Origin of the sequence: Paraburkholderia sp. 32 (assembly GCF_050435345.1) — a bacterium.
GTDB lineage: Bacteria > Pseudomonadota > Gammaproteobacteria > Burkholderiales > Burkholderiaceae > Paraburkholderia > Paraburkholderia tuberum.
On record NZ_JBNDKD010000003.1, the window covers coordinates 2,095,175 to 2,117,787 of the forward strand.

33 protein-coding genes are annotated in these 22,613 nt (G+C 60.3%); 2 read left to right on the forward strand and 31 right to left on the reverse strand.

Translation table 11 applies throughout. The features are described 5' to 3' along the window. Positions 1-68: 68 nt before the first annotated feature. From msrQ to OKW26_RS32455, 5 genes are all read right to left on the reverse strand, one after another. On the reverse strand, positions 69-764 hold the full coding sequence (msrQ, locus tag OKW26_RS32435) for a protein-methionine-sulfoxide reductase heme-binding subunit MsrQ (protein WP_429356256.1): 696 nt from the start codon (positions 762-764) through the stop codon (positions 69-71). A gap of 10 nt (positions 765-774) precedes the next feature. Then, a complete protein-coding gene (msrP, locus tag OKW26_RS32440) occupies positions 775-1,770 on the reverse strand; it encodes a protein-methionine-sulfoxide reductase catalytic subunit MsrP (RefSeq protein ID WP_184065483.1) in 996 nt (331 codons plus the stop codon). Between the two features lie 206 nt (positions 1,771-1,976). Continuing rightward, positions 1,977-3,188 (reverse strand): c-type cytochrome biogenesis protein CcsB, encoded by a 1,212-nt coding sequence (gene ccsB, locus OKW26_RS32445; RefSeq protein WP_429356257.1) that lies wholly within the window; start codon positions 3,186-3,188, stop codon positions 1,977-1,979. Positions 3,189-3,192: 4 nt separating this feature from the next. Next, positions 3,193-5,403 (reverse strand): cytochrome c biogenesis protein ResB, encoded by a 2,211-nt coding sequence (locus tag OKW26_RS32450; RefSeq protein ID WP_429356258.1) that lies wholly within the window; start codon positions 5,401-5,403, stop codon positions 3,193-3,195. A 118-nt stretch (positions 5,404-5,521) separates the two neighbouring features. Continuing rightward, the gene (locus tag OKW26_RS32455) at positions 5,522-6,175 is read right to left on the reverse strand and encodes a c-type cytochrome (RefSeq protein ID WP_429357148.1); all 654 of its coding nucleotides are present in this window, start codon (positions 6,173-6,175) and stop codon (positions 5,522-5,524) included. A 219-nt stretch (positions 6,176-6,394) separates the two neighbouring features. On the opposite strand from OKW26_RS32455, the gene yihA reads away from it, so the two are divergent. Together yihA and hemB are read left to right on the forward strand one after the other, a co-directional pair. Then, positions 6,395-7,057 carry a ribosome biogenesis GTP-binding protein YihA/YsxC gene (gene yihA, locus OKW26_RS32460; RefSeq protein WP_018420165.1) on the forward strand — a complete coding sequence of 221 codons (663 nt, stop codon included), beginning with the start codon at positions 6,395-6,397 and terminating at the stop codon, positions 7,055-7,057. 278 nt (positions 7,058-7,335) lie between these two features. Further along, on the forward strand, positions 7,336-8,334 hold the full coding sequence (gene hemB / locus OKW26_RS32465) for a porphobilinogen synthase (protein WP_429356259.1): 999 nt from the start codon (positions 7,336-7,338) through the stop codon (positions 8,332-8,334). 123 nt (positions 8,335-8,457) lie between these two features. On the opposite strand, the gene dsbD is transcribed toward hemB, so the two are convergent. From dsbD to rpsS, 26 genes are all read right to left on the reverse strand, one after another. Beyond that, complete coding sequence (gene dsbD / locus OKW26_RS32470; RefSeq protein ID WP_429356260.1) at positions 8,458-10,338, reverse strand: protein-disulfide reductase DsbD; 1,881 nt, start codon at positions 10,336-10,338, stop codon at positions 8,458-8,460. Next, positions 10,331-10,663: a divalent-cation tolerance protein CutA gene (cutA, locus tag OKW26_RS32475; RefSeq protein ID WP_090802155.1), complete on the reverse strand. Its 333-nt coding sequence runs from the start codon at positions 10,661-10,663 to the stop codon at positions 10,331-10,333. The genes dsbD and cutA overlap by 8 nt, the downstream gene beginning before the upstream one ends. 189 nt (positions 10,664-10,852) lie before the next feature. Beyond that, positions 10,853-11,245, reverse strand: a complete 393-nt coding sequence (gene rplQ, locus OKW26_RS32480; RefSeq protein ID WP_013090750.1) for a 50S ribosomal protein L17 — start codon at positions 11,243-11,245, stop codon at positions 10,853-10,855. A gap of 192 nt (positions 11,246-11,437) precedes the next feature. After that, entirely contained in the window at positions 11,438-12,415 is a 978-nt protein-coding gene (locus OKW26_RS32485; RefSeq protein ID WP_007730697.1) for a DNA-directed RNA polymerase subunit alpha, read from the reverse strand. 124 nt (positions 12,416-12,539) lie between these two features. Then, positions 12,540-13,163, reverse strand: a complete 624-nt coding sequence (gene rpsD / locus OKW26_RS32490; protein WP_013090752.1) for a 30S ribosomal protein S4 — start codon at positions 13,161-13,163, stop codon at positions 12,540-12,542. 147 nt (positions 13,164-13,310) lie between these two features. Next, positions 13,311-13,715 (reverse strand): 30S ribosomal protein S11, encoded by a 405-nt coding sequence (gene rpsK, locus OKW26_RS32495; protein ID WP_006052224.1) that lies wholly within the window; start codon positions 13,713-13,715, stop codon positions 13,311-13,313. 28 nt (positions 13,716-13,743) lie between these two features. Continuing rightward, complete coding sequence (gene rpsM, locus OKW26_RS32500; RefSeq protein ID WP_013589830.1) at positions 13,744-14,109, reverse strand: 30S ribosomal protein S13; 366 nt, start codon at positions 14,107-14,109, stop codon at positions 13,744-13,746. A gap of 41 nt (positions 14,110-14,150) precedes the next feature. Beyond that, a complete protein-coding gene (gene rpmJ, locus OKW26_RS32505) occupies positions 14,151-14,267 on the reverse strand; it encodes a 50S ribosomal protein L36 (RefSeq protein WP_004199844.1) in 117 nt (38 codons plus the stop codon). Positions 14,268-14,287: 20 nt separating this feature from the next. Continuing rightward, positions 14,288-14,506 carry a translation initiation factor IF-1 gene (gene infA / locus OKW26_RS32510; protein WP_004521905.1) on the reverse strand — a complete coding sequence of 73 codons (219 nt, stop codon included), beginning with the start codon at positions 14,504-14,506 and terminating at the stop codon, positions 14,288-14,290. 8 nt (positions 14,507-14,514) lie between these two features. Further along, positions 14,515-15,861 carry a preprotein translocase subunit SecY gene (secY, locus tag OKW26_RS32515; RefSeq protein ID WP_090802158.1) on the reverse strand — a complete coding sequence of 449 codons (1,347 nt, stop codon included), beginning with the start codon at positions 15,859-15,861 and terminating at the stop codon, positions 14,515-14,517. Between the two features lie 46 nt (positions 15,862-15,907). After that, complete coding sequence (gene rplO / locus OKW26_RS32520; protein ID WP_075303261.1) at positions 15,908-16,342, reverse strand: 50S ribosomal protein L15; 435 nt, start codon at positions 16,340-16,342, stop codon at positions 15,908-15,910. Between the two features lie 29 nt (positions 16,343-16,371). Next, complete coding sequence (gene rpmD / locus OKW26_RS32525; protein ID WP_008923335.1) at positions 16,372-16,554, reverse strand: 50S ribosomal protein L30; 183 nt, start codon at positions 16,552-16,554, stop codon at positions 16,372-16,374. A gap of 11 nt (positions 16,555-16,565) precedes the next feature. Further along, entirely contained in the window at positions 16,566-17,084 is a 519-nt protein-coding gene (gene rpsE / locus OKW26_RS32530; protein ID WP_075303262.1) for a 30S ribosomal protein S5, read from the reverse strand. Between the two features lie 14 nt (positions 17,085-17,098). After that, positions 17,099-17,464: a 50S ribosomal protein L18 gene (gene rplR / locus OKW26_RS32535; protein ID WP_008923336.1), complete on the reverse strand. Its 366-nt coding sequence runs from the start codon at positions 17,462-17,464 to the stop codon at positions 17,099-17,101. A gap of 12 nt (positions 17,465-17,476) precedes the next feature. After that, entirely contained in the window at positions 17,477-18,007 is a 531-nt protein-coding gene (gene rplF, locus OKW26_RS32540; RefSeq protein ID WP_018420154.1) for a 50S ribosomal protein L6, read from the reverse strand. A gap of 18 nt (positions 18,008-18,025) precedes the next feature. Beyond that, the gene (rpsH, locus tag OKW26_RS32545) at positions 18,026-18,421 is read right to left on the reverse strand and encodes a 30S ribosomal protein S8 (RefSeq protein ID WP_006052216.1); all 396 of its coding nucleotides are present in this window, start codon (positions 18,419-18,421) and stop codon (positions 18,026-18,028) included. Positions 18,422-18,435: 14 nt separating this feature from the next. Further along, positions 18,436-18,741, reverse strand: coding sequence for a 30S ribosomal protein S14 (gene rpsN / locus OKW26_RS32550; protein WP_090802162.1), 306 nt, complete (start codon positions 18,739-18,741; stop codon positions 18,436-18,438). A 7-nt stretch (positions 18,742-18,748) separates the two neighbouring features. Then, on the reverse strand, positions 18,749-19,288 hold the full coding sequence (gene rplE / locus OKW26_RS32555) for a 50S ribosomal protein L5 (protein ID WP_090802163.1): 540 nt from the start codon (positions 19,286-19,288) through the stop codon (positions 18,749-18,751). Between the two features lie 16 nt (positions 19,289-19,304). Beyond that, positions 19,305-19,613, reverse strand: a complete 309-nt coding sequence (gene rplX, locus OKW26_RS32560) for a 50S ribosomal protein L24 (RefSeq protein ID WP_184035555.1) — start codon at positions 19,611-19,613, stop codon at positions 19,305-19,307. A 9-nt stretch (positions 19,614-19,622) separates the two neighbouring features. Next, complete coding sequence (gene rplN, locus OKW26_RS32565; protein WP_006998478.1) at positions 19,623-19,991, reverse strand: 50S ribosomal protein L14; 369 nt, start codon at positions 19,989-19,991, stop codon at positions 19,623-19,625. Between the two features lie 290 nt (positions 19,992-20,281). Further along, a complete protein-coding gene (gene rpsQ / locus OKW26_RS32570; protein WP_007180129.1) occupies positions 20,282-20,554 on the reverse strand; it encodes a 30S ribosomal protein S17 in 273 nt (90 codons plus the stop codon). Further along, complete coding sequence (gene rpmC / locus OKW26_RS32575; RefSeq protein ID WP_007180130.1) at positions 20,551-20,745, reverse strand: 50S ribosomal protein L29; 195 nt, start codon at positions 20,743-20,745, stop codon at positions 20,551-20,553. Before rpmC ends, rpsQ begins: the two co-directional genes overlap by 4 nt. A gap of 10 nt (positions 20,746-20,755) precedes the next feature. Continuing rightward, positions 20,756-21,172, reverse strand: coding sequence for a 50S ribosomal protein L16 (gene rplP / locus OKW26_RS32580; protein ID WP_008923342.1), 417 nt, complete (start codon positions 21,170-21,172; stop codon positions 20,756-20,758). A gap of 2 nt (positions 21,173-21,174) precedes the next feature. Continuing rightward, on the reverse strand, positions 21,175-21,981 hold the full coding sequence (gene rpsC, locus OKW26_RS32585; RefSeq protein ID WP_012434570.1) for a 30S ribosomal protein S3: 807 nt from the start codon (positions 21,979-21,981) through the stop codon (positions 21,175-21,177). A gap of 11 nt (positions 21,982-21,992) precedes the next feature. Then, positions 21,993-22,322, reverse strand: a complete 330-nt coding sequence (rplV, locus tag OKW26_RS32590) for a 50S ribosomal protein L22 (RefSeq protein WP_004199272.1) — start codon at positions 22,320-22,322, stop codon at positions 21,993-21,995. Between the two features lie 12 nt (positions 22,323-22,334). Continuing rightward, positions 22,335-22,610: a 30S ribosomal protein S19 gene (rpsS, locus tag OKW26_RS32595; RefSeq protein ID WP_006998484.1), complete on the reverse strand. Its 276-nt coding sequence runs from the start codon at positions 22,608-22,610 to the stop codon at positions 22,335-22,337. Positions 22,611-22,613: the final 3 nt, after the last annotated feature.

Below are 22,613 nucleotides of genomic sequence, written 5' to 3' on the forward strand. Positions count from 1 at the left end.
GAAAACGGCGATGCCACGGTGGCATCGCCATTTTTATTTGAAACAGCGTGACGCCAATAAACTCGCCATCATCGTCGGCGCGTTCCCATCCTCCGCTCACGTATCCACACCACCAGCCGCCATCCCAGCAACGCGATCATCACCGCGCCGTAGATCTTCGGCAGCAGCAGGTCGTGCTTGCCTGCCTTCATCCACCAGAAATGCAGGATCGCGAGCACGCCGATCGCATAGATCGCGCGATGCAGCGTCTGCCAGCGACGTCCGAGCTTGCGCACCATCGCGCGCGGCGACGTGACCGCGAGCGCGATCAGCAGCACGAACGCGGCGAAGCCCACCGTGATGAACGGCCGCTTGCCGATGTCCTTCAGAATCTCCGCAACATCGAACCACTTGTCGAACCACAGGTACGTGGTGAAATGCAGCGTCGCGTAGAAGAACGTGTAGAGCCCGAGCATGCGGCGCAAACGCACGAACGCGGCGACGCCGGTCAGACGGCGTAGCGGCGTCACCGCGAGCGTGATGCACAGGAATACGAGCGTCCACAGGCCGGTCGAGCGCGTGATGAATTCAATCGGATTCGCGCCGAGCCGGTCGGTCAGGCCGAACAGCACGAGGCGCGCGAGAGGATAGAGCGCCGCGATGAAGACTGCGACTTTGGTGGGCACGACCCAGCGCGCGCCGCCGGTGGAACGCGGGTTCGCGGCCGACGCCGTCCGCCGCGTCGCAGGCTCGGTGCGGGTGACAGTTTGCGTATCGGAAACCATCGCGCTCGCCCTAGAAGTTCTTCTTCAGGTCCATGCCCTGATAGAGCGACGCGACCTGATCGCCGTAACCGTTGAACATCAGCGTCTTGCGTTTCGGCGTGAAAAAGCCGTCTTCGCCGATGCGCCGTTCAGTGGCTTGACTCCAGCGCGGATGATCGACATTCGGATTCACGTTCGAATAAAACCCATATTCGTTCGACGCGTACGTGTTCCAACTCGTCGGCGGCTGCTTCTCGACGAAGCGGATTTTCACGAGCGACTTCGCGCTCTTGAAGCCGTACTTCCACGGCACCACGACGCGCACCGGCGCGCCGTTCTGATTCGGCAGCACCTGGCCGTAGAGGCCCATCGTCAGTAGCGTCAGCGGATGCATCGCCTCGTCCATCCGCAGGCCTTCGGAGTACGGCCAATCGAGTATGGGTGCCGACAACCCTGGCATCTGCGACGGATCGGCGAGCGTGATGAACTGCACGTACTTTGCATTGCCGGTCGGTTCGACGCGTTTGATCAGCTCCGACAGCGAGACGCCGATCCACGGCACCACGATCGACCAACCTTCGACGCAGCGATGCCGGTACACACGCTCCTCGAGCGGCGCGAGCTTCAGCAGATCGTCGATGTCGTACACCTTCGGATTCTTGATCTCGCCCTCGACGCTCACCTTCCACGGATGCGGCCGCAACGTGCCCGCGCGCTGCGAGGGGTCGGATTTATCGGTGCCGAACTCGTAGAAATTGTTGTAGGTGGTGATGTCCTTGTACGGCGTGATCTTGTCGAGCGCGACGAACCTGGTGTTGGTTTTCGCCGCGAGCTTCTGCGCCTTCGGATCGGGCGACGAGTAGGTCGCGAGCGCCTCGCCGCTCACGCCGATCAGGCCGCCGAGCGCCATCGCGCCCGCCGCCTGCAGGATGCGTCGCCGGTTCTCGAACACGTGCCGCGGCGCGATTTCGCTGCGCGCGATGTCATCGCCGGTCAGTTGAATTCTGTCGCTTCGCTTGATCCACATCGTGCTACTCCTTGCCGGCCCGCCGCGTCGCGCGCGTTGCGGAGCCTTATTGATGATCGCCCCTTTGGGGGCGTCTGTCATCCATGGGTAGTTGCTCTGGTGCTCGACTGGCGAACACCGGGGAGCAACGAATATTCCATCGGCCATAAAAAAACCGCCGGTGCGAAAGCACGCGGCGGTTCTTAGTCGGTTCAGCGCGGCGGATCTTACAGCTTGCCGTAGCTATGCAAGCCCGACAGGAACATGTTCACGCCGAGGAACGCGAAGCTCGTGACCAGCAGCCCGGTCAGCGCCCACCACGCGGCGAGCGCGCCGCGCAGGCCCTTCATCATACGCATGTGCAGCCAGGCCGCGTAGTTCAGCCACACGATCAGCGCCCACGTCTCCTTCGGGTCCCAGCTCCAGTAGCCGCCCCAGGCTTGGGCGGCCCACAGCGCGCCGAGAATCGTCGCGATCGTGAAGAACGCGAAGCCGACCGCGATCGACTTGTACATCACGTCGTCGAGCACGTCGAGCGCCGGCAGACGATCCGCGAGCACGCCGCGTTCCTTCGCCAGATATGCGACGCCGACCATCGCCGACAGCGCGAAGCTGCCATAGCCGATGAAGTTCGCCGGCACGTGAATCTTCATCCACCAGCTTTGCAGCGCCGGCACGAGCGGCTGGATCTGCTGCGCGTCGCGCGCGACCGAGTACCACATCAGGAAGCCGACGGCTGCGCTGATCACGAGCAACACGAACGCGCCGAGCGCGCGCGTGTTGTAGTGCTGCTCGTAGTACAGATAGAACAGCGCGGTGATCAGGCTGAACAGCACGAACACTTCATAGAGGTTCGAAATCGGAATATGGCCGACGTCCGCGCCGATCAGATACGACTCGTACCAGCGCACCATCATGCCGACGAAGCCCATCAGCACCGCCGCCCACGTCATCGTCGAGCCGATCGCGGCGCCGGTCGGCGAGCGCGACAGCAGCGCGATCCAGTAGAACCCGGTCGCGAATACAAAGAGCGCGCTCATCCACAGGATCGCGGACTGGCTCGACAGGAAATACTTGAGGAAGAAAGCGTTGTCGGCGCGACTCAGATCGCCGTGGTAGATCTGGATTGCGAGCAGCGACAGCGCGGCGATTCCCACCATCAGCGGACGCACCGGCTTCCAGCGCCAGCCGAGCACGACGAAAACCGGCACCGAGCACATCAGCACCAGTTTGTCGTAGTAGTTCATGAACGGGTAATAGCGCGACAGCGCGAACCCGGCGCCCCCGACAAGCACGAGCGCGAACAGCCAGTCGACGATACCCAGGCGTTTCAGGAACGGCCGTTCGTCGAAGTTCGGGAGTTCGGGCGTGCTGCTCGCAAACGCCTTGTCGGCGCGTGAAGCAGAAGAAGAGGAGGAGGAAACCTGAGTCAAGTCCATGATCTTACCGGGTCGAATCCTGTGAGCTTGCCGACGCAGCGGCGGCCTGACCGGCCGGGCTGGCATCGGCTGCTTCGATGAGTTTCGCGCCCAGTGCGGCGCTCACGGCGGCCCGCGTCTGGACGAACTCTTTCTCGAAGTCTAGCGTCTTACGCGCGCTCGACATCGCCATTACGACGCTCGTGCCGTGGTCCGTGTCCTTGAGCCAGAACCACAGACGCCGTTCGCGAACGTAGAACATCGAGAAGATGCCCAATACGAGAAGCAGGCTGCCAAGATACACGACTTTTTTGCCCGGCGCGCGCGTCAACTGAAATACCGAAGCTTGCACCTGCTTGAATGAGTCAAGCTGCAAATAGACCGGCGATCCATACAGAAAGCTGTCGGAAATCGCATTAAGCGAACTCTGGATGAAGCGGCTCGTGTCCGCATCGGCCGGCGCGGCGGGCTCGCCGAGCCGCTGGCGCGACAGTTGCCACAAGTCCCACGTCACGCCTTCGAGCATGCGAAGCAGCAGGCCCGCCGCCTTTTCCTGCTCGCCCTTCGGTACCGAGCGGTCGATAAACCCAGCGACCGCCTGGAAGCCGCCGAGCGTTTCGCCATTCGGCATCTTCATGCTGCTGTCGGCGCCCGCAAAAAGGGTCAGCACCCGCAAGGCGCTTTCCTCCAGATGTTGCTGCAACTCCGCATTTGAACCCGGCACCGAACGCTGCGCGAATTGATGAGCGGCGATGGCCCGTTGGTTCGGGTCTTCCAGCGTGGCGCGCAGATTCATCCATTCCTTGAGCGTGCCGCCACTATCGGCGGGAATTCGCAGATAGCGGAACGGGTCATCGGGATTCAAGCGCATGCCGGCGAGGAACATTTTCTCGCCGTTCACGTCGACGGGCAGCATGTAGTTGTTGTACTCGCGCGCCTGGCCATCCTTGCCGCGAATCTTGTACTGCACCGACGGGCCGACGTTGTGCAGATCGAGCGGCTTCGACGTTTTCGCGCCGGAGCCGAGGCGCTCGTCGAACGCTTCCTTCAGCGAGTGCTGCGCGACAACCCCGCGCGCATCGTTCTGCCCGTTGCCGTTCGAGATGTTTTCGACGTTGATCGCGCGGAAGTCGGTGAATTCGACGGTCTGGCCATCGGCCAGCGGCGTGGCCGAGCTCAACGGCGCGCTGCCGCCGATCGTGCCGCCAAACGGCGCGGGCTTTGCACTCGGGCCGGACATCGGGAAGGCAGTCATCTGCATCAGCGAGCCGCCGTCCTGGAAGCTCGATTGATAAATCGACACGCCGTCGTATTCGAACGGCTTGTTGACCTCGACGCGCGCCGGCACGCGCGCGCCGGTCTTGTGATCGATCACGACGATGTCGCTCGCGAACAGCTTCGGCATGCCGGTCGAGTAGTAATCGACGATGAACTTGTTGAGCTCGATCGAAAACGGCAGGTCCTGGATCAGCGAACCATTGGGCTGATTCAGGATCGCGGTCGACACGTGCTGCCCTTCGGGTACCCACGCGTAGCCGCGGAACGTCGGGTTCGATTGCGACAGCCGATGCTCGGGCGAAATCTCGTTGATCACCGTGTTCGAGTTGATCGGCGACTTATCGAACAGCCACATTTGCAGCTTGATCGGCAGATTGCTGTCGAGCAGGCCGCCGAGGCAGATCACGACGATCGCGAGGTGCGCGGAGATGTAGCCGAACTTCGTCAGCGCGCCACGCTTCGCGGCGATCAACGTCGCGCCGTCCGACTCGCGCGTGACGAACTTGTAGCCGAGCTTCGTCGACAACCTTGCGAGCACCGCCGCCGACTGCGCGCGCGTGCCGTGCACCGCGAACTCACCCTTGTGATGGAACGCGCGCAGGCTGCCTTCTCGAACCTTGTCCTTCCAGCTCTTCGCGTCGGCGACCATCTTCGGCGCATTTCGGATCACGCAGAGCGACACAGACACCATCAGGAAGCCGAGAATCAGCATGAACCACCACGAGCTGTACACCGTGTAGAGGCTTAGCGCGCGGAAGATGTCCGCCCAGAACGGACCGAACTGGTTGACGTAGTTGGGATACGGATCGTCCTGCGTGAGGACGGTACCGATGATGCTGGCGATCGACAGAATGACGAGCAGCGCAATGGCGAAACGCATCGAGCTCAGGAGCTCGATGGCGCTGCGCATGACGCGATTGCCCGACTTCGACTGCAGACCCGACGTGGTGACGCTCATTCAATCTCCGACTGAACAGCAAAAAAGGGTGAAGGGCTGTCGTAGCGACGACACCCTCACCCTTTTCTTGTTTTTCACCGGCCTCGCCGGGCCGGTTGGATTTGCGCGGACGAAGCGCTTAATGCAGGCCCGCGATGTAGTCGGCAACCGCTTTGATTTCGTTGTCCGACAGACGCGATGCTATCGCATGCATCGCGTCGTTGTTATTACGAGCGCCCGGACCTTGCGTGAACGCGGTCAATTGCGTCACCGAGTACTCGGCCCACTGCCCCGACAGGCGTGGATACTGGATCGGAATGCCCTGCCCCGTGGGCCCGTGACAGGCCGCGCAGGCCGGCACCCCGCGGTCGGCAATCCCACCGCGATAGATCTGCTGCCCCACCGCGACGGTCTTCTTGTTGTGCGCATAGCCTGGCTTGGGCGTCTGCGCCGAGAAGTAAGCCGCGACGTTGATCATGTCCTGATCGGAAAGCGCGGCGGCCATGCCCGCCATGATCGCATTGTTGCGCGCGGCCTGTTTGGCGCCCGGCTGCGCCTTGAAATCTCTGAGCTGCTTGACGAGGTACTCAGGATGCTGGCCCGCCAGTTTCGGGTATGCGCCGCCGGCACTGTTGCCGTCTGCGCCGTGACATGACGCGCATACCTGTACCGCGATTGCCTGCCCCCGATTGATGTCCGGCTTTGCCGGATCTGCTGCTCGTGCCTGAATTGCCAAACCTGAAAGACCTGCCGTTACATGAAGCACCATCAGAGTCTTGCACAGTCGATTCATTCGCACACCCTGTCTCGTCTTGTGGGATTTTAGATGTTCTGCAAAGTACGACGACGGCGACCGAGTGACCGCCAGGAGCCGCCAAGGCACGTGGGGCGGCCTCCTAACGTTTTCAGTAAACCATCGTATTGTACAATAACTCGCTAATCGTTTAGACGCCAGTCGGGCTTGACCCGTTCCCGCTGCGGGCTCCGCAGCTTCTCCAATCTGGCTTCCACCATGCCCTTCCTGCTCCACGAATCCCGCTTCTATACCACCGTAAATCATCTGCGCGACCTGCCGGCCACCGCGCAGCCCGAGATCGCTTTCGCGGGACGCTCGAACGCGGGCAAATCGACCGCGATCAACGTGCTCTGCAATCAGAAGCGACTTGCATTCGCAAGTAAGACGCCTGGCCGCACGCAGCACATCAATTATTTTTCGGTTGGCAAGGCGGATGAGCCGACCGCCTATCTGGTCGACCTGCCGGGCTACGGTTATGCGGAAGTGCCGGGTGCGGCGAAGGCGCACTGGGAAGCGCTGCTGTCCACGTATCTGCAATCGCGCTCGCAACTGCGCGGCATGATCCTCATGATGGATTCGCGCCGCCCTCTGACGGATCTCGATCGGCGCATGATCGAGTGGTTCGCGCCGACCGGCAAGCCGATCCACACGCTGCTCACCAAATGCGACAAATTGACGCGTCAGGAAAGCACGAACGCGTTGCGCACCGCGCAGAAGGGACTGGCCGAATATCGGGCTGCGGGCTATCGCGGCGAACTCACCGCGCAACTGTTTTCGGCGCTCAAGCGAACGGGGCTCGATGAAGCGCATGAGCTGATCGAGAGCTGGCTGATCCCGGAGGCAGCGGGCGAAACAGGCGAAACGCCGGCCGCGGGCTGAACGCATATCAATGCAGGAATCCCGCGGCACGCGTGATATGCCTGTAAAACCCACGTCAGAGCGCGTTTGCGGCCGCGCATAAAAAAACCCGCCGCTTGAACGGCGGGTCAAACAGCCTAATCGAAAAACGACAGGCACCCGCTCAGGGAGGAGAAGCGGGGAGGTCAGCGCTAGGCGCCTTGCTCGATCGGTATGATATACCATTGTCTCGAAAAGTTTCCGGGAGCGGAGCCAGGTGCTATTTGTCCACTCCACCTATCCACGATCTTCGATTCGACATGAGCTTCTACCCGCACTACCGTCCGCGCCGCATGCGCCGTGACGACTTCTCGCGTCGCATGATGCGCGAAAACCTCCTCACGACCAACGATCTGATTTACCCCGTGTTCATCGTCGAGGGAACCAACGTGCGGCAAGCCGTGCCGTCGATGCCGGGCGTCGAGCGCGTGTCGGTCGATCTGCTGATGGGCGTCGCCGGGCAGTGCGTCGAACTGGGCGTGCCGGTGTTGTCTCTGTTTCCCGCGATCGAGCCCTCGCTGAAGACGCCCGAAGGCCGTGAAGCGGCCAACCCGGCGGGCCTGATCCCGCGCGCGGTGCGTGAGTTGAAGAAGAATTTTCCGGGGCTCGGCGTGCTCACCGACGTGGCGCTCGATCCGTATACGAGCCATGGTCAGGACGGCGTGCTCGACGAAGCCGGCTACGTGATCAACGACGAAACCGTCGAGATCCTCGTCGAGCAGGCTCGTGCGCAGGCGGAAGCCGGCGTCGACATCGTCGCGCCGTCGGACATGATGGACGGACGCATTGGTGCGATCCGCGAAATGCTCGAGAGCGAGGACCACATCCACACGCGCATCATGGCGTACGCGGCGAAGTACGCTTCGGCGTTCTACGGCCCGTTCCGCGATGCCGTCGGTTCCGCGACGAACCTCGGCAAGAGCAACAAGATGACCTACCAGATGGACCCGGCAAATTCCAACGAGGCGCTGCGCGAAGTGCAGGCCGACATCAACGAAGGCGCGGACATGGTGATGGTCAAGCCGGGCATGCCGTATCTGGACATCGTGCGTCGCGTGAAGGACGAGTTCCAGTTCCCCACCTACGTGTACCAGGTAAGCGGCGAATACGCCATGCTGAAGGCCGCCGCGCAGAATGGCTGGCTCGATCACGACAAGGTGATGATGGAATCGCTGCTCGCGTTCAAGCGTGCAGGCGCGGACGGCGTGCTGACGTATTTCGCGCTGGATGCCGCGAAGATCCTGCGTTCGCAGAAGTAAGCCAGGCGCGCTTTAGCGCGCGGCCGTCGAGAAAAAAACGGAGGCGAACCTTAGGGTTTCGCCTCCGTTTTTTTGTGCTGCCGCTTGCGAAGCGGCGGTCTTGCAACGCCCCGCGGCCTTCGATTACACCCCCGATGCACTCGCCCGATCCAGTGTGCGCAGGAATTTATCCGCCGATTCGTAGCCGACCTCCCGCAACACTTCCTTGCCACCCTGATCGAAAAAAATAATCCCCGGCGGCCCGAACAGATTGAAGCGCTTGAGCAGCGCCTGGTCGTCGGTATTGTTCGCAGTGACGTCGGCGCGCAGCAGATTCATCTGCTTCAGCTTCGCCTGAACGCGCGGGTCGCTGAAGGTGAATTTCTCCATCTCCTTGCAGCTCACGCACCAGTCCGCGTAAAAATCGAGCATGGCTGGCTGCGCCGCCGTTTTGACGGCCTGGTCGAGCTGATCCGATGAACGTACCGGCGCGAACGTCAATTCGCTTTGCGGCGCCGTTGCGGCCGCGCTGGAGCCATCCTTCGCGATGCTCGCCTGATTGCCGACGCGAGCCGCGAGCACCGCCAGCGGTCGCAGCGGATCCAACGATCCCGCCGCGAGGCCAACTAGAAGCGCGGCTGCCCAAACCGCCATCACGACGCCGACCGCCCGCCCAAGCCGGTGCCATATCGAGGCGCCTGCAACCGACTTGGAAAACAGGCCGAGCGCAACCGCGGCGATCAGCAGCCAGAGGGCGCTCAACAGCATCGACGCCGCCCCGCCGAGCACCGGCCAAACAATCCACAGCGCCGCGGCCAGCAGAACGACGCCAAAGAACACTTTTACGCTGTCCATCCACTTGCCCGCGCGCGGCAGCAGTGTACCCGCGCCGAGGCCAATGATCAGCAGCGGCAGCCCGAGCCCGATGCCCATCGAGAACAGCGCCGCGCCACCGAGCACGGCGTTGCCGGTATGCGCAATGAACGCGAGCACCGCAAAAAGCGGCGCGGTCATGCAGGCGCCGACCACCAGCGCCGACAGCGCGCCCATCACGGCGACCGCCGTAAATTTGCCACCCGAGCGTCCCGCTGACGCGCTCGACATGCGATCGCGCCAGCGCGGCGGCAGTTCGAGATCCACACCGGCGATCAGCAGCAGCGCGAAAATCGTCAGAAGCCCGCCGAACGCGCCGAGCACCCACGGGTTCTGGAGCCATGCGCCGAGACTCTGCCCGACGAGTGCCGCCACGACACCCAGCACCGTGTACACGAGCGCCATCCCGACTACATACGCGAGCGACAGCGCGAAGCCACGCCTGCGCGTGACGCGCGCTCCCTCACCGATGATGATCGCCGACAGAATCGGAATCATCGGATACGAGCACGGCAGCAAGCTCAGAATGGCGCCGGCAACGAAATAAAGCCCGACGATCGCAAAAAAACCGCCACGCTGCAGCAGCGACTGCGCGTAATCGGCGCTGGTGGCGCGTTCGTACCAAGGTTCGTCGTCAGTGGCGGCGGATTGTTGCGCGGTTGGGGTCGCCGCCCCGCTGCCAGCCAGCTGCAGCGCCTCGCTGCTCACGTGGTACACGCGCTCCATCGGGGGGTAGCAGATGCCCGCGTCGGCGCAGCCCTGCGACGTCACCGCAAGATCGAACGGTCCGGCAGCCTGCTTGACCGGAATGCGAATCGTCAGCTCGTTGCGATACGTCTCGACATTCTTGTTGAATGTCTGATCGAACTTCACATGACCGCCTGGCAGTTCAGGCTCGCCAAGCGTCGCCGTGCCGTTGCGGGTCGCGAACGCGAAGCGCTCGCGGTACATGTAGTAGCCGTCCGCAATCTTGTAGGTGACGACGACTTGGCCGGGGGCCTCGGTCGCGCTGAACCGGAACGCGACGGACGGGTCGAGGAAGTCGTCCGCGGCGCGCGCGAGCGTGGCGACTTGCGCGAGCAACGCGCAGCCGAGCAGAAAGAATGCGGTGCGCAGCGCAGCGCGCGCGCGCCGGTCGAGACCGTTAAACATGAACAGGGCGTTGGGTTTCAGCAGTGATCCACTGGCCGTAGGCGGCGGAGGCCGTCGCTTGCCATGAGAGGATTTCCGGCGTGCCGTAGGGATGGTGAGCCTGAATGTATTGCTCCAGTTCGAGCGCGCGAGCGGCGCTGGTCTTGAACAGCAGCTGGATTTCCTGCGCGGTTTCGATCGCGCCCTGCCAGTGATAGCTCGACTGCACGCTGCCTAGCTGGGTGACGCACGCGCAAAGGCGAGCGGCGAGCGCGTCGGCTGCGAGCTTTTGAGCGCCGGCCGCATCCGGCACCGTTGTCAGCACCAAGGTCACATTCACACTCACACCAAGCTCCGGCGGCGCAGGATTTCGATCCCGATATCGTATCACCTGGCCCTGTCGCCCTGCAGGGCGCCACGCGGTGCGGCCGCGACATTTGGTCACTGCGAAGCGGCTTTCGCTATCAATGAAAAATCCGCCGCAGAAAACAAAAAAGCCAGGCGATGCGCCTGGCTTTTTGTCGAAGCAGAAAGCTTACTCAGCTTCTTGCACTTCCGTTTCTTCGACTTCCGGTCGGTCGAGCAGTTCGACCAGTGCCATCGGCGCATTGTCACCGACGCGGAAGCCGAACTTCAGCACGCGCAGGTAGCCGCCCGGACGGTTTGCGTAGCGCGGGCCGAGCACGTCGAACAGCTTCGTGACCGAGTCACGATCGCGCAGGCGGTTGAACGCCAGACGACGGTTTGCGAGCGACGGCTTCTTGCCGAGCGTGATCAGCGGCTCGACGACTTTACGAAGTTCCTTGGCCTTCGGCAGCGTGGTCTTGATGACTTCGTGCTCGATCAGCGAGTTGGACATGTTACGGAGCATTGCCAAACGGTGGCTGCTCGTGCGGTTCAGTTTCCGCAGACCATGACGGTGACGCATGTTAATTCCTTCAGTTCAAAGTTTTGGTCCAGCTCTTCTATCGCACTCGTTCTGCAGCATCGACTACAAACAGTGAGCGCACGGGCCGGTAGTGACAAAAGACAAGACGCGGATTTTAAAGGAAAATCCGCGCCTGTGCCAGTACAGTACAGCGGTGCAATTCGCGGGTCCACACCCGACCGAGTTGTCCGCTTACTTGTCGAGACCAGCCGGCGGCCAGTTTTCGAGCTTCATGCCGAGCGTCAGCCCACGCGATGCCAGAACTTCCTTGATCTCGTTCAGCGACTTGCGACCCAGATTCGGAGTCTTGAGCAGTTCGTTCTCGGTACGCTGGATCAGGTCGCCGATGTAGTAGATGTTCTCGGCCTTCAGGCAGTTCGCGGAACGAACCGTCAGTTCGAGATCGTCGACCGGACGCAGCAGGATCGGATCGATCTGCGGTGCGCGCGACGGCGCTTCCGCCGCTGCTTCGGTACCTTCCAGCGCCGCGAACACCGACAACTGATCGACCAGAATGCGCGCCGATTGTCGGATCGCTTCTTCCGGCGAAATCACACCGTTGGTCTCGATGTTCATCACGAGCTTGTCGAGGTCGGTGCGCTGCTCGACGCGAGCGCTTTCGACCGCGTAGCTCACGCGACGAACCGGCGAAAACGAGGCGTCCAGCACGATCCGGCCGATGATCTTGGCCGACTCTTCACCGTAACGACGCACATTGCCCGGCACATAGCCGCGGCCCTTTTCGACCTTGATCTGCACGTCGAGCTTGCCGCCCTTCGATAGATGCGCAATCACGTGATCGGGATTGATGACTTCGCAATCGTGTGCGAGTTCGATATCGCCGGCCGTGACCACGCCTTCGCCTTCCTTCCGCAGCGTAACCGTCACTTCGTCACGATTATGCAGCTTGAAGACGACGCCCTTCAGGTTCAACAACAGGTTGACCACATCCTCTTGCACACCGTCGAGCGTCGAATACTCGTGCACGACGCCTGCAATCGTCACCTCGGTCGGGGCATAGCCCACCATCGACGACAACAGCACGCGCCGAAGCGCGTTGCCCAAGGTGTGGCCATAACCGCGTTCAAACGGCTCCATGACCACTTTCGCGTGGCTTTCGCCAAGCGATTCAACTGCAATAATCTTGGGCTTCAACAAACTGGTTTGCATAGGTTTTCCTTTTCAATACCCTCGGCTCGTTACACCGATAAGGCTGACCGGTAACAACCTGAAAATAAACAGCCGAGACGCCCCCTTGCGCAACGCAATCAGGGCGCCCCGGCCGTCAATCCGATTACCGCGAATACAATTCGACGATCAGGCTTTCGTTGATGTCGCCAGCGATGTCGCTGCGTTCCGGCTTCTGCTTGAAGGTACCTTCGAACTTCTTCGCGTCGACCGCGACCCAGCTCGGCATGCCGCCTTGCTCAGCGAGCGACAGCGCCTCAATGATGCGAGCCTGCTTGCGCTTCTGTTCGCGCACGGCGACGACGTCCCCAGCCTTCACCTGCATCGACGGGATGTTCGTTACGACGCCGTTCACCGTGATTGCCTTGTGGCCAACGAGCTGACGTGCTTCAGCGCGCGTCGAGCCAAAGCCCATGCGATACACGACGTTGTCCAGACGCGATTCGAGCAGTTGCAGCAGGTTCTCACCCGTGTTGCCCTTCAGGCGGTCTGCTTCAGCGAAGTAGCGACGGAACTGGCGCTCGAGGACACCGTAGATACGCTTTACTTTTTGCTTCTCGCGCAGCTGAGTGCCATAGTCGGACGTACGTGCGCCCGAGGTACGGCCGTGCTGGCCGGGCTTGCTGTCAAGCTTGCACTTGTCAGCGAGCGAACGGCGCGCGCTCTTCAGGAAGAGGTCAGTGCCTTCCCGGCGGGACAGCTTGGCCTTGGGGCCGATATAACGTGCCACGTTGATTCCTTCTGTGATTTATCACGCGAATGCTTCCACTCGCGCTAGTCCGAACCCTTTGAGTCGAACGGTGGGCTTAGTCAATTCAATAACACGCGCAGCCCGCCACCGCGCAAGGCGGGAACAGGCGCTCGAAATACCAGCGTCTTAGATACGACGACGCTTCGGCGGACGGCAGCCGTTATGCGGGACCGGCGTCACGTCGGAGATCGCGGTGATCTTGATGCCAAGACCATGCAGCGCGCGCACCGCCGATTCCCGGCCAGGACCGGGGCCCTTGATCCGCACTTCGAGGTTCTTCACGCCGTATTCCATCGCCACGCGGCCAGCTGATTCAGCTGCGACCTGAGCTGCAAACGGAGTCGACTTACGCGAACCCTTGAAGCCCTGACCGCCCGACGTTGCCCAGGCAAGCGCGTTGCCTTGACGGTCGGTGATCGTGATGATGGTGTTGTTGAACGACGCGTGAACGTGAACCACGCCCTCGGCGACGTTCTTCTTGACCTTCTTGCGAACGCGTTGCGCCGCGGAGTTGTTCGAAGCCTTAGCCATTACGTTTTCCTGTAACTGTCAGTTCCGCTTACTTCTTCAGCGATTGCGCTGCACGACGCGGACCCTTGCGCGTACGGGCATTCGTACGCGTACGCTGGCCGCGCAGGGGCAGACCCTTACGATGCCGCACGCCACGATAGCAGCCGAGATCCATCAGGCGCTTGATGTTCATCGTCGTTTCACGGCGCAGATCGCCTTCAACGATGAACTTGCCGACTTCTTCACGCAGCTTTTCGAGGTCTGCGTCAGTCAGGTCTTTGACCTTCTTCGAAAATGCCACACCAGCAGCGACGCAAATGTCGCGCGAGCGCGTGCGACCGACACCGTAAATAGCCGTCAGGCCGATTTCAGTATGCTGGTGATTCGGGATGTTAACCCCTGCGATACGAGCCATTGTTTTTCCTCAAACAAAAAGCGCAAGCAAAAGCGCGGCGTTCAGCCTTGACGCTGTTTGTGGCGCGGATCAGAACTGCAAATCACGCGCACAACGCCTTTGCGCTTGATAATCTTGCAATTGCGGCAAATGCGCTTAACCGATGCCATCACTTTCATGATATTACCCTTTTTTCAAATCACTTCGCCCGGAACACGATCCGCGCACGCGACAGATCGTAAGGCGTCAATTCAACCGTCACCTTGTCGCCCGGCAAGATCCGGATGTAGTGCATCCGCATTTTGCCGGATATGTGTCCCAATACGACATGGCCGTTTTCCAGCTTCACCCTGAAGGTAGCATTAGGCAGGTTCTCGATTACTTCGCCCTGCATCTGGATAACATCGTCTTTGGCCATAAGTCCTTTCAACGCATCGGGACGCCGCCGCCTTTGAAATTAGCTTTCTTCAGCAGCGATTCATACTGTTGCGACATAACGTACGACTGCACCTGCGCCATGAAATCCATTGTGACGACGACAATGATCAGCAGCGACGTTCCACCAAAATAAAACGGCACGTTCCAGCGTAGCACCAGAAATTCAGGCAGCAGGCAAACGAACACGATGTAGATCGCACCGGCAAGCGTCAAACGCGTGAGGATGCGGTCGATATATCGCGCCGTCTGATCGCCCGGGCGGATACCTGGGACGAAAGCGCCGCTCTTTTTCAGGTTGTCGGCCGTTTCCCTGCTGTTAAACACCAGTGCAGTGTAAAAGAAGCAGAAGAAGACGATCGCCAACGCGTACAGCAACACGTACACCGGTTGACCGGGCTTCAGGGCTTCGGCAACGTTGTGCAACGTGTCTGCGAACCAGCTGGTACGCGAACCCGAACTAAACCAGTTCAGGATAGTTGCCGGGAAGAGAATGATCGACGATGCGAAGATCGGTGGAATCACGCCCGACATATTCAGCTTCAGCGGCAAATGCGAAGACTGGCCGCCGTAAATCTTGTTGCCCACCTGCCGCTTCGCATAATTCACAAGTATCTTGCGCTGGCCGCGTTCGATGAACACCACCACATAGGTCACAGCAGCAATCAGCGCGACGACGATAATCGCCGAGATGATGCTCATCGAGCCGGTTCGCACCAGTTCAAAGAGACCACCGATTGCGTTCGGGAAACCCGCCGCAATACCGCCGAATATGATGATCGAGATACCGTTGCCAAGCCCGCGCTCCGTGATCTGCTCACCCAGCCACATCAGGAACATCGTGCCGGTCACCAGCGTCACGACCGTCGTCAAGCGGAAAACCATCCCCGGATCGATCACGAGGCCCGGCTGATTTTCCAGAGCGACGGCAATACCGAACGCCTGGAACGTCGCCAGCACAACCGTGAAGATCCGCGTGTACTGCGTAATCTTTCGCTGACCTGCCTGCCCTTCCTTTTTCAGCGCTTCGAGCTGCGGCGAAACAATCGCCAGCAACTGCATGATGATCGACGCCGAAATGTACGGCATGATCCCCAGCGCGAAAATCGTGAACCGCGAAAGTGCGCCACCCGAGAACATGTTAAACATGCCAAGGATGCCGCCCGACTGGCTTTGGAACAGTTTCGCCAGTTGGTCCGGGTCGATACCCGGCACCGGAATATGCGCGCCGATACGGTAGACGACTAGCGCCAGCAGCAGGAACACTGCTCGCCGGCGCAAATCGCCAAACTTCGCCGCGCTGCGACCGGGTTTTGCGAGACTCGGGCTGTTAGCCAAGTACCTTCTCCGATGCAAGTGCTAGTGACGGCAATTAACTCGCGCGTTACTCGGCAAAAGAGCCACCGGCTGCCTCGATAGCAGCACGTGCGCCCTTCGTCGCACCCAGACCCTTCACAACGACCTTGCGCTTGAGCTCGCCCGTTGCAATGATCTTGGCGCTACGGATCAGCTCGCCGACGAGGCCGGCTTGCTTGAGAGCCAGCAGATCGATTTCGTCGACCGGCAGCTTCTCCAGATCCGAGAGACGTACTTCACCGACGAATTCCTTCGTCAGCGAGGTGAAGCCACGCTTCGGCAGGCGACGTTGCAGCGGCATTTGACCGCCTTCAAAGCCAACCTTGTGAAAGCCGCCCGAACGCGACTTCTGACCCTTGTGACCACGGCCAGCGGTCTTGCCGAGGCCGGAGCCGATGCCGCGACCAACGCGGCGCTTTGCGTGCTTCGCGCCTTCGGCCGGCTTCAGGTTATTCAATTCCATTATCAACTCCTTGAGTCCTGGTCAGCCGCTTAGCTGATGACCTTAACGAGGTACGAAACCTTGTTGATCATGCCGCGCACAGCCGGCGTATCCTGCAACTCGCTAACCGAGTTGAGTCGGCGCAGGCCCAGGCCACGCACCGTTGCACGGTGCGATTCACGGGTGCCGATCAGGCTCTTGACGAGCTGGACCTTGACAGTTTTATCAGACATGGTGTCCACCTTTAGCCCAGAATTTCTTCGACGGACTTGCCACGCTTCGCAGCGATGTCGGCCGGCGTGGACTGCTTGCGCAGACCATCGAGCGTCGCACGAACGAGGTTGTACGGGTTCGTCGAGCCGTGGCTCTTGGCCACAACGTTCTGCACGCCCATCACGTCGAACACGGCGCGCATCGGGCCGCCTGCGATCACGCCGGTACCGTCCTTCGCCGGAGCGAGGAGGACCGTCGATGCGCCGTGCTTACCGTGCACTTCGTGTTGCAAGGTACCGTTCTTCAACGGCACCTTGAACATGTTGCGGCGAGCCTGTTCCATCGCCTTCTGGACAGCGACCGGTACTTCCTTCGCCTTGCCCTTGCCCATACCGACGCGGCCATCACCGTCGCCAACCACGGTCAGTGCAGCGAAGCCGAGAATACGGCCACCCTTCACGACCTTGGTCACGCGGTTAACCGCGATCATTTTTTCACGAAGGCCGTCGTCGCGTTCGTCAGCCTGAACTTTAGCTTGCATCTTTGCCATGACGAATTCTTCCCTTAGAACTTGAGTCCGGCTTCGCGCGCCGCGTCAGCCAGCGCTTTCACGCGGCCGTGGTAACGGAAACCCGAACGGTCGAAGGCGACGGATTCGATGCCGGCAGCCTTAGCCTTTTCTGCAATGCGCTTGCCGATCAGGGTGGCAGCAGCAACGTTGCCGCCCTTTCCCGATTGATCGGCCAGTTGCGCACGCACTTCGGCTTCGAGCGTCGACGCGCTAGCGAGCACCTTGGTGCCGCACGGCGAGAACACTTGCGCATAGATGTGCGTGTTCGTGCGATGCACGGCGAGACGCGCGACCTGCAGCTCAGCGATCTTTATACGCGTCTGACGAGCGCGGCGCAGGCGAGATTGAGTCTTATCCATGATTGCGCACCCTTACTTCTTCTTCGTTTCTTTGAGGATCACAACCTCATCGGCGTAACGCACGCCCTTGCCCTTGTAGGGCTCCGGCGGACGGTAGCCGCGCACTTCTGCAGCGACTTGACCGACTTGTTGCTTGTTGATCCCCTTGATCACGATTTCGGTTTGCGACGGGGTTTCTGCCTTGACGCCAGCCGGCATCTGGTGCACCACCGGGTGCGAGAAACCCAGCGACAGGTTCAGCTTGTCGCCTTGCGCTTGTGCGCGGTAACCGACGCCAACCAGCGTCAGCTTGCGCTCGAAACCCTTCGTCACGCCGTGCACCATGTTCGCAACCAGCGCGCGCATCGTGCCCGACATCGCATTCGCCTCGCGGCTTTCATCGACCGGCTCGAACTTCAGCGTGCCGCTGTCGTTCACTACCTTCACGAGGCTGTTGGCAGCCTGCGAAATCGTACCCAGCGGACCCTTGACAGTAATGCTGTCGGCGCTCAGGGCCACTTCCGCGCCTTGCAGCGCGATTGGGCTCTTACCTACTCGAGACATGTTTCTCTCCTTTCGGCCTTAAGCGACATAGCAGATGACTTCGCCGCCAACGCCCGTTGCACGTGCCTTGCGGTCCGTCATCACGCCCTTCGGCGTCGACACGATTGCCACGCCCAGGCCATTCATGACCACGGGGATGTCGTTACGGCCGCGGTACACACGCAGACCAGGCTTCGAGACGCGTTCAATGCGCTCGATGACCGGACGGCCAGCGTAATACTTCAACACGATGTTCAATTCCGACTTCGCACCTTCGGACTTCACTGCGAAATCGTCGATATAACCTTCGTCCTTCAGGACCTGCGCAATCGCAACCTTGACTTTCGACGAGGGCATAGTCACCGAAACCTTCTCGACCATCTGCGCATTGCGGATGCGAGTCAGCATATCGGCGATAGGATCACTCATGCTCATTTATGTTTCTCCTATTACCAGCTCGCCTTGGTCAGGCCAGGGATCTCGCCGCGGAACGCGATTTCGCGAATCTTGTTACGCGCCAGCCCGAATTTACGGAACGTGCCGCGCGGACGACCGGTAATTGCGCAACGGTTGCGCTTACGGGTCGGGTTAGAGTTTCGCGGCAGTTGCTGCAGTTCCAGGCGTGCTGCGTAATGCTCTTCTTCCGACTTGCTCGTATCGCCAATGATTGCCTTCAATGCTGCACGCTTGGGAGCGTACTTGGCGGCGAGGCGAGCACGCTTCTTTTCACGTTCGATCAGTGCCAGTTTAGCCACGGTAACCTCAGTTTCTGAACGGGAACTTGAAGCTGGCGAGCAGAGCCTTTGCTTCGTCGTCAGTCTTCGCAGTCGTCGTGATGCTGATGTTCAGCCCACGCAGTGCGTCGATCTTGTCGTAGTCGATTTCGGGGAAAATGATCTGCTCTTTCACACCGACGTTGTAGTTGCCGCGACCATCGAACGCCTTGCCCGACACGCCACGGAAGTCGCGCACACGGGGGAGCGCAACCGTCACGAAACGGTCCAGGAATTCGTACATTGCCTGGCCACGCAGCGTGACCATTGCACCGATCGGATAGCCCTGACGGATCTTGAAGCCAGCGATTGCCTTGCGTGCCTTCGTGATCACCGGCTTCTGGCCCGCGATCTTCGTCAGATCGCCAACGGCGTTTTCGATGATCTTCTTGTCAGCAACGGCTTCGCCAAGGCCCATGTTCAGGGTGATCTTGGTGATGCGCGGCACTTCCATCACGGACTTGTAACCGAACTTCTCGATGAGGCCGGGTACAACCTTCTCTTTGTAAAACTCTTGCAAACGAGCCATTTTTTACTCCGCAGCGTCAGGCGCTCAGTACGGCACCGGTCGTCTTCAGGAAACGGACCTTCTTGCCCCCTTCGACCTTGATGCCTACACGCGATGGCTTGCCATTCGCGTCCACCAATGCGACGTTCGAAATTTGCAGCGGCATCGTCTTGGCTTCCACGCCGCCCGTCGTACCCTTCATCGGGTTCGGCTTGACGTGCTTCTTGACGAGGTTGATGCCCTCGACAGTCACGGTCTCGCCGTGAACGGCCAGCACCACGCCACGCTTGCCCTTATCTTTGCCGGTGATGACGATAACTTCGTCACTCTTGCGAATCTTGTTCATCGCGACTCCTTACAGCACTTCAGGCGCCAGCGAAACGATCTTCATGAATCGTTCGCTACGCAACTCGCGCGTGACAGGCCCAAAAATACGGGTACCGATCGGTTCGAGCTTGGTGTTGAGCAACACAGCCGCGTTGCCGTCGAACTTGATCAGCGAGCCGTCCTGACGACGCACGCCCTTGGCGGTGCGAACCACCACGGCGTTGTAGATTTCGCCTTTCTTCACGCGCCCGCGCGGCGTTGCCTCTTTGACAGTCACCTTGATGATGTCGCCAATGCTGGCATAACGACGCTTCGAGCCGCCGAGCACCTTGATGCACATGACTTCACGTGCACCCGTGTTGTCGGCCACTTCAAGCCGAGTTTCGGTCTGGATCATGGTTTATCTTTCCCAACTTAATCCGGTCACGCCACCATGGCGCTTCCCGGTCAGTCTTGGTCCCGTCAGCCGATCGGCTGCTTGGGTTAGAACAGCAGCGACGGCAAACGAAACCCGCCATCGCAATCCGGTGAATCCTTCGGTCTGGGCTGGCGCCCGAACCGCTTCCCCCACCAACTTCGCCCGCGACGGGGCTCCCACAAAGAGGGAAGACCGAAATTATATCAAATAATCTCGGTCTTGCAAGCGAAACTTACTGCGATTTCAACTACTTCTACAGCTTTGCGACATTAGATGACGCGAGCAGCCTCGACCAGGCGAGCCACAACCCAAGCCTTCGTCTTCGAAATCGGACGAGTTTCCTGGATTTCAACGAGGTCACCCTCGTTGTACGTGTTCGCGTCGTCATGCGCGTGGTACTTCTTCGACCGCACGACGTACTTGCCGTAGATCGGGTGCTTCACGCGGTGCTCGACCAGCACGGTAACCGTCTTGTCCATCTTGTTGCTGACGACCTTGCCGACCAGCGTCCGCTTGAGCGAGGTTTTTACGCTATCGTTCATTTCTGGTTCGCCTTCTCAGTCAGGACGGTCCGCACACGCGCGATGTCGCGACGGACCTTCTTCAGCTGGCTCGTGTTCGTGAGCTGCTGGGTCGCGAGTTGCATGCGCAGGCCGAATTGCGCCTTCAACAGGTCCGACAGCTCCTTGTTGAGCGCGGCCTGATCTTTCTGGTGAAGTTCGGAAGCCTTCATCATTTGCTCCTTAGGCGCCGAGCTGACGCACGATAAACGTCGTCTTCAGCGGCAGCTTCGCTGCAGCCAGACGGAACGCTTCGCGCGCCAGTTCTTCGGTTACGCCGTCCATTTCGTACAGCATCTTGCCCGGTTGAATCTCAGCGACGTAGTACTCCGGGTTACCCTTACCGTTACCCATACGCACTTCCGCCGGCTTGGTCGAGATCGGCTTGTCCGGGAAGATCCGGATCCAGATGCGGCCACCGCGCTTGATGTGACGCGTCATTGCACGACGCGCCGCTTCAATCTGGCGCGCGGTCAGACGGCCACGACCGACAGCCTTCAGGCCGAACTCACCGAACGACACCGCGTTGCCGCGGGTAGCAACGCCGGTGTTACGACCTTTCTGCTCTTTGCGATACTTTCTGCGTTTCGGTTGCAGCATCGTTATTCTCCAGTCTTCCCGTCGCCGCCGGCACCGCCAGCACGTCGGGGAGCGCCACGGCGTGCACCTGCCGGGCCACCACCTTCGCCATCACGACGCGGACGGCGATCGCCACCCGGACGTGCATTGCGGCGCGGACGCTTTTCTTCGGCGACTTCTTCGACCACCGGTGCGTCGTTGCGGCCGAGCGTGTCGCCCTTGTAGACCCACACCTTCACGCCGATGATGCCGTACGTCGTCTTTGCTTCCGACGTTGCGTAGTCGATATCCGCACGCAGCGTATGAAGCGGCACGCGACCTTCGCGATACCATTCCGTACGGGCGATTTCGATACCGTTCAGACGGCCAGCGCTCATGATCTTGATGCCTTGAGCACCCAGACGCATCGCGTTCTGCATCGCACGCTTCATCGCGCGGCGGAACATGATCCGGCGCTCGAGCTGTTGCGTGATCGAATCAGCGATCAGTTGCGCGTCCGTTTCCGGCTTGCGGATTTCTTCGATGTTGACGTGAACCGGAACGCCCATGCGCTTTTGCAGCTCGGACTTCAGCAGTTCGATGTCTTCACCCTTCTTGCCGATCACGACACCCGGACGCGAGCTGAAAATCGTGATACGCGCGTTCTTTGCAGGACGCTCGATCACAACGCGGCCGACGGACGCGTTCTTCAGCTTCTTCTTCAGGTATTCACGAACACCGATGTCTTCCTGCAACATCGCCGCGAAATTGTTGTTGTTCGCGTACCAACGTGAAGCCCAATTGCGGCTGACGGCCAAACGGAAGCCAGTCGGATGAATTTTCTGTCCCATCGTATGACCCCTTAATTCCCGACCGTCACAGTGATGTGACAGGATTGCTTCTCGATGCGGTTACCGCGGCCTTTAGCGCGCGCGGTGAAACGCTTCAGCGATGCTGCCTTGTCGACGTAGATGCTCTTGATCTTGAGCTCGTCGATATCGGCGCCTTCATTGTGCTCCGCATTCGCGATCGCCGACAGCACGACCTTTTTCACGATCCCCGCAGCCTTCTTCGGCGAGAACGTCAGAACGTTCAGCGCCTTGTCGACCGGCAAACCGCGGATCTGGTCAGCCACAAGGCGCGTTTTCTGCGCCGAGATGCGGGCACCGCGATGAATTGCTTTCACTTCCATCTTGATTGCCCCTTATTTCTTGGCCTTCTTGTCGGCCGCGTGTCCCTTGAACGTACGGGTCAGTGCGAACTCGCCAAGCTTGTGGCCGACCATGTTTTCCGTGACATACACCGGAACGTGTTGACGGCCGTTGTGAACGGCGATCGTCAGGCCGATGAAGTCCGGCAGGATCGTCGAGCGACGCGACCAGGTCTTGATCGGTTTCTTGTCACGCGATGCTGCAGCCGCCTCAACCTTCTTCAGCAAATGGGCGTCGCAGAACGGACCTTTCTTAATAGAACGTGCCATTGC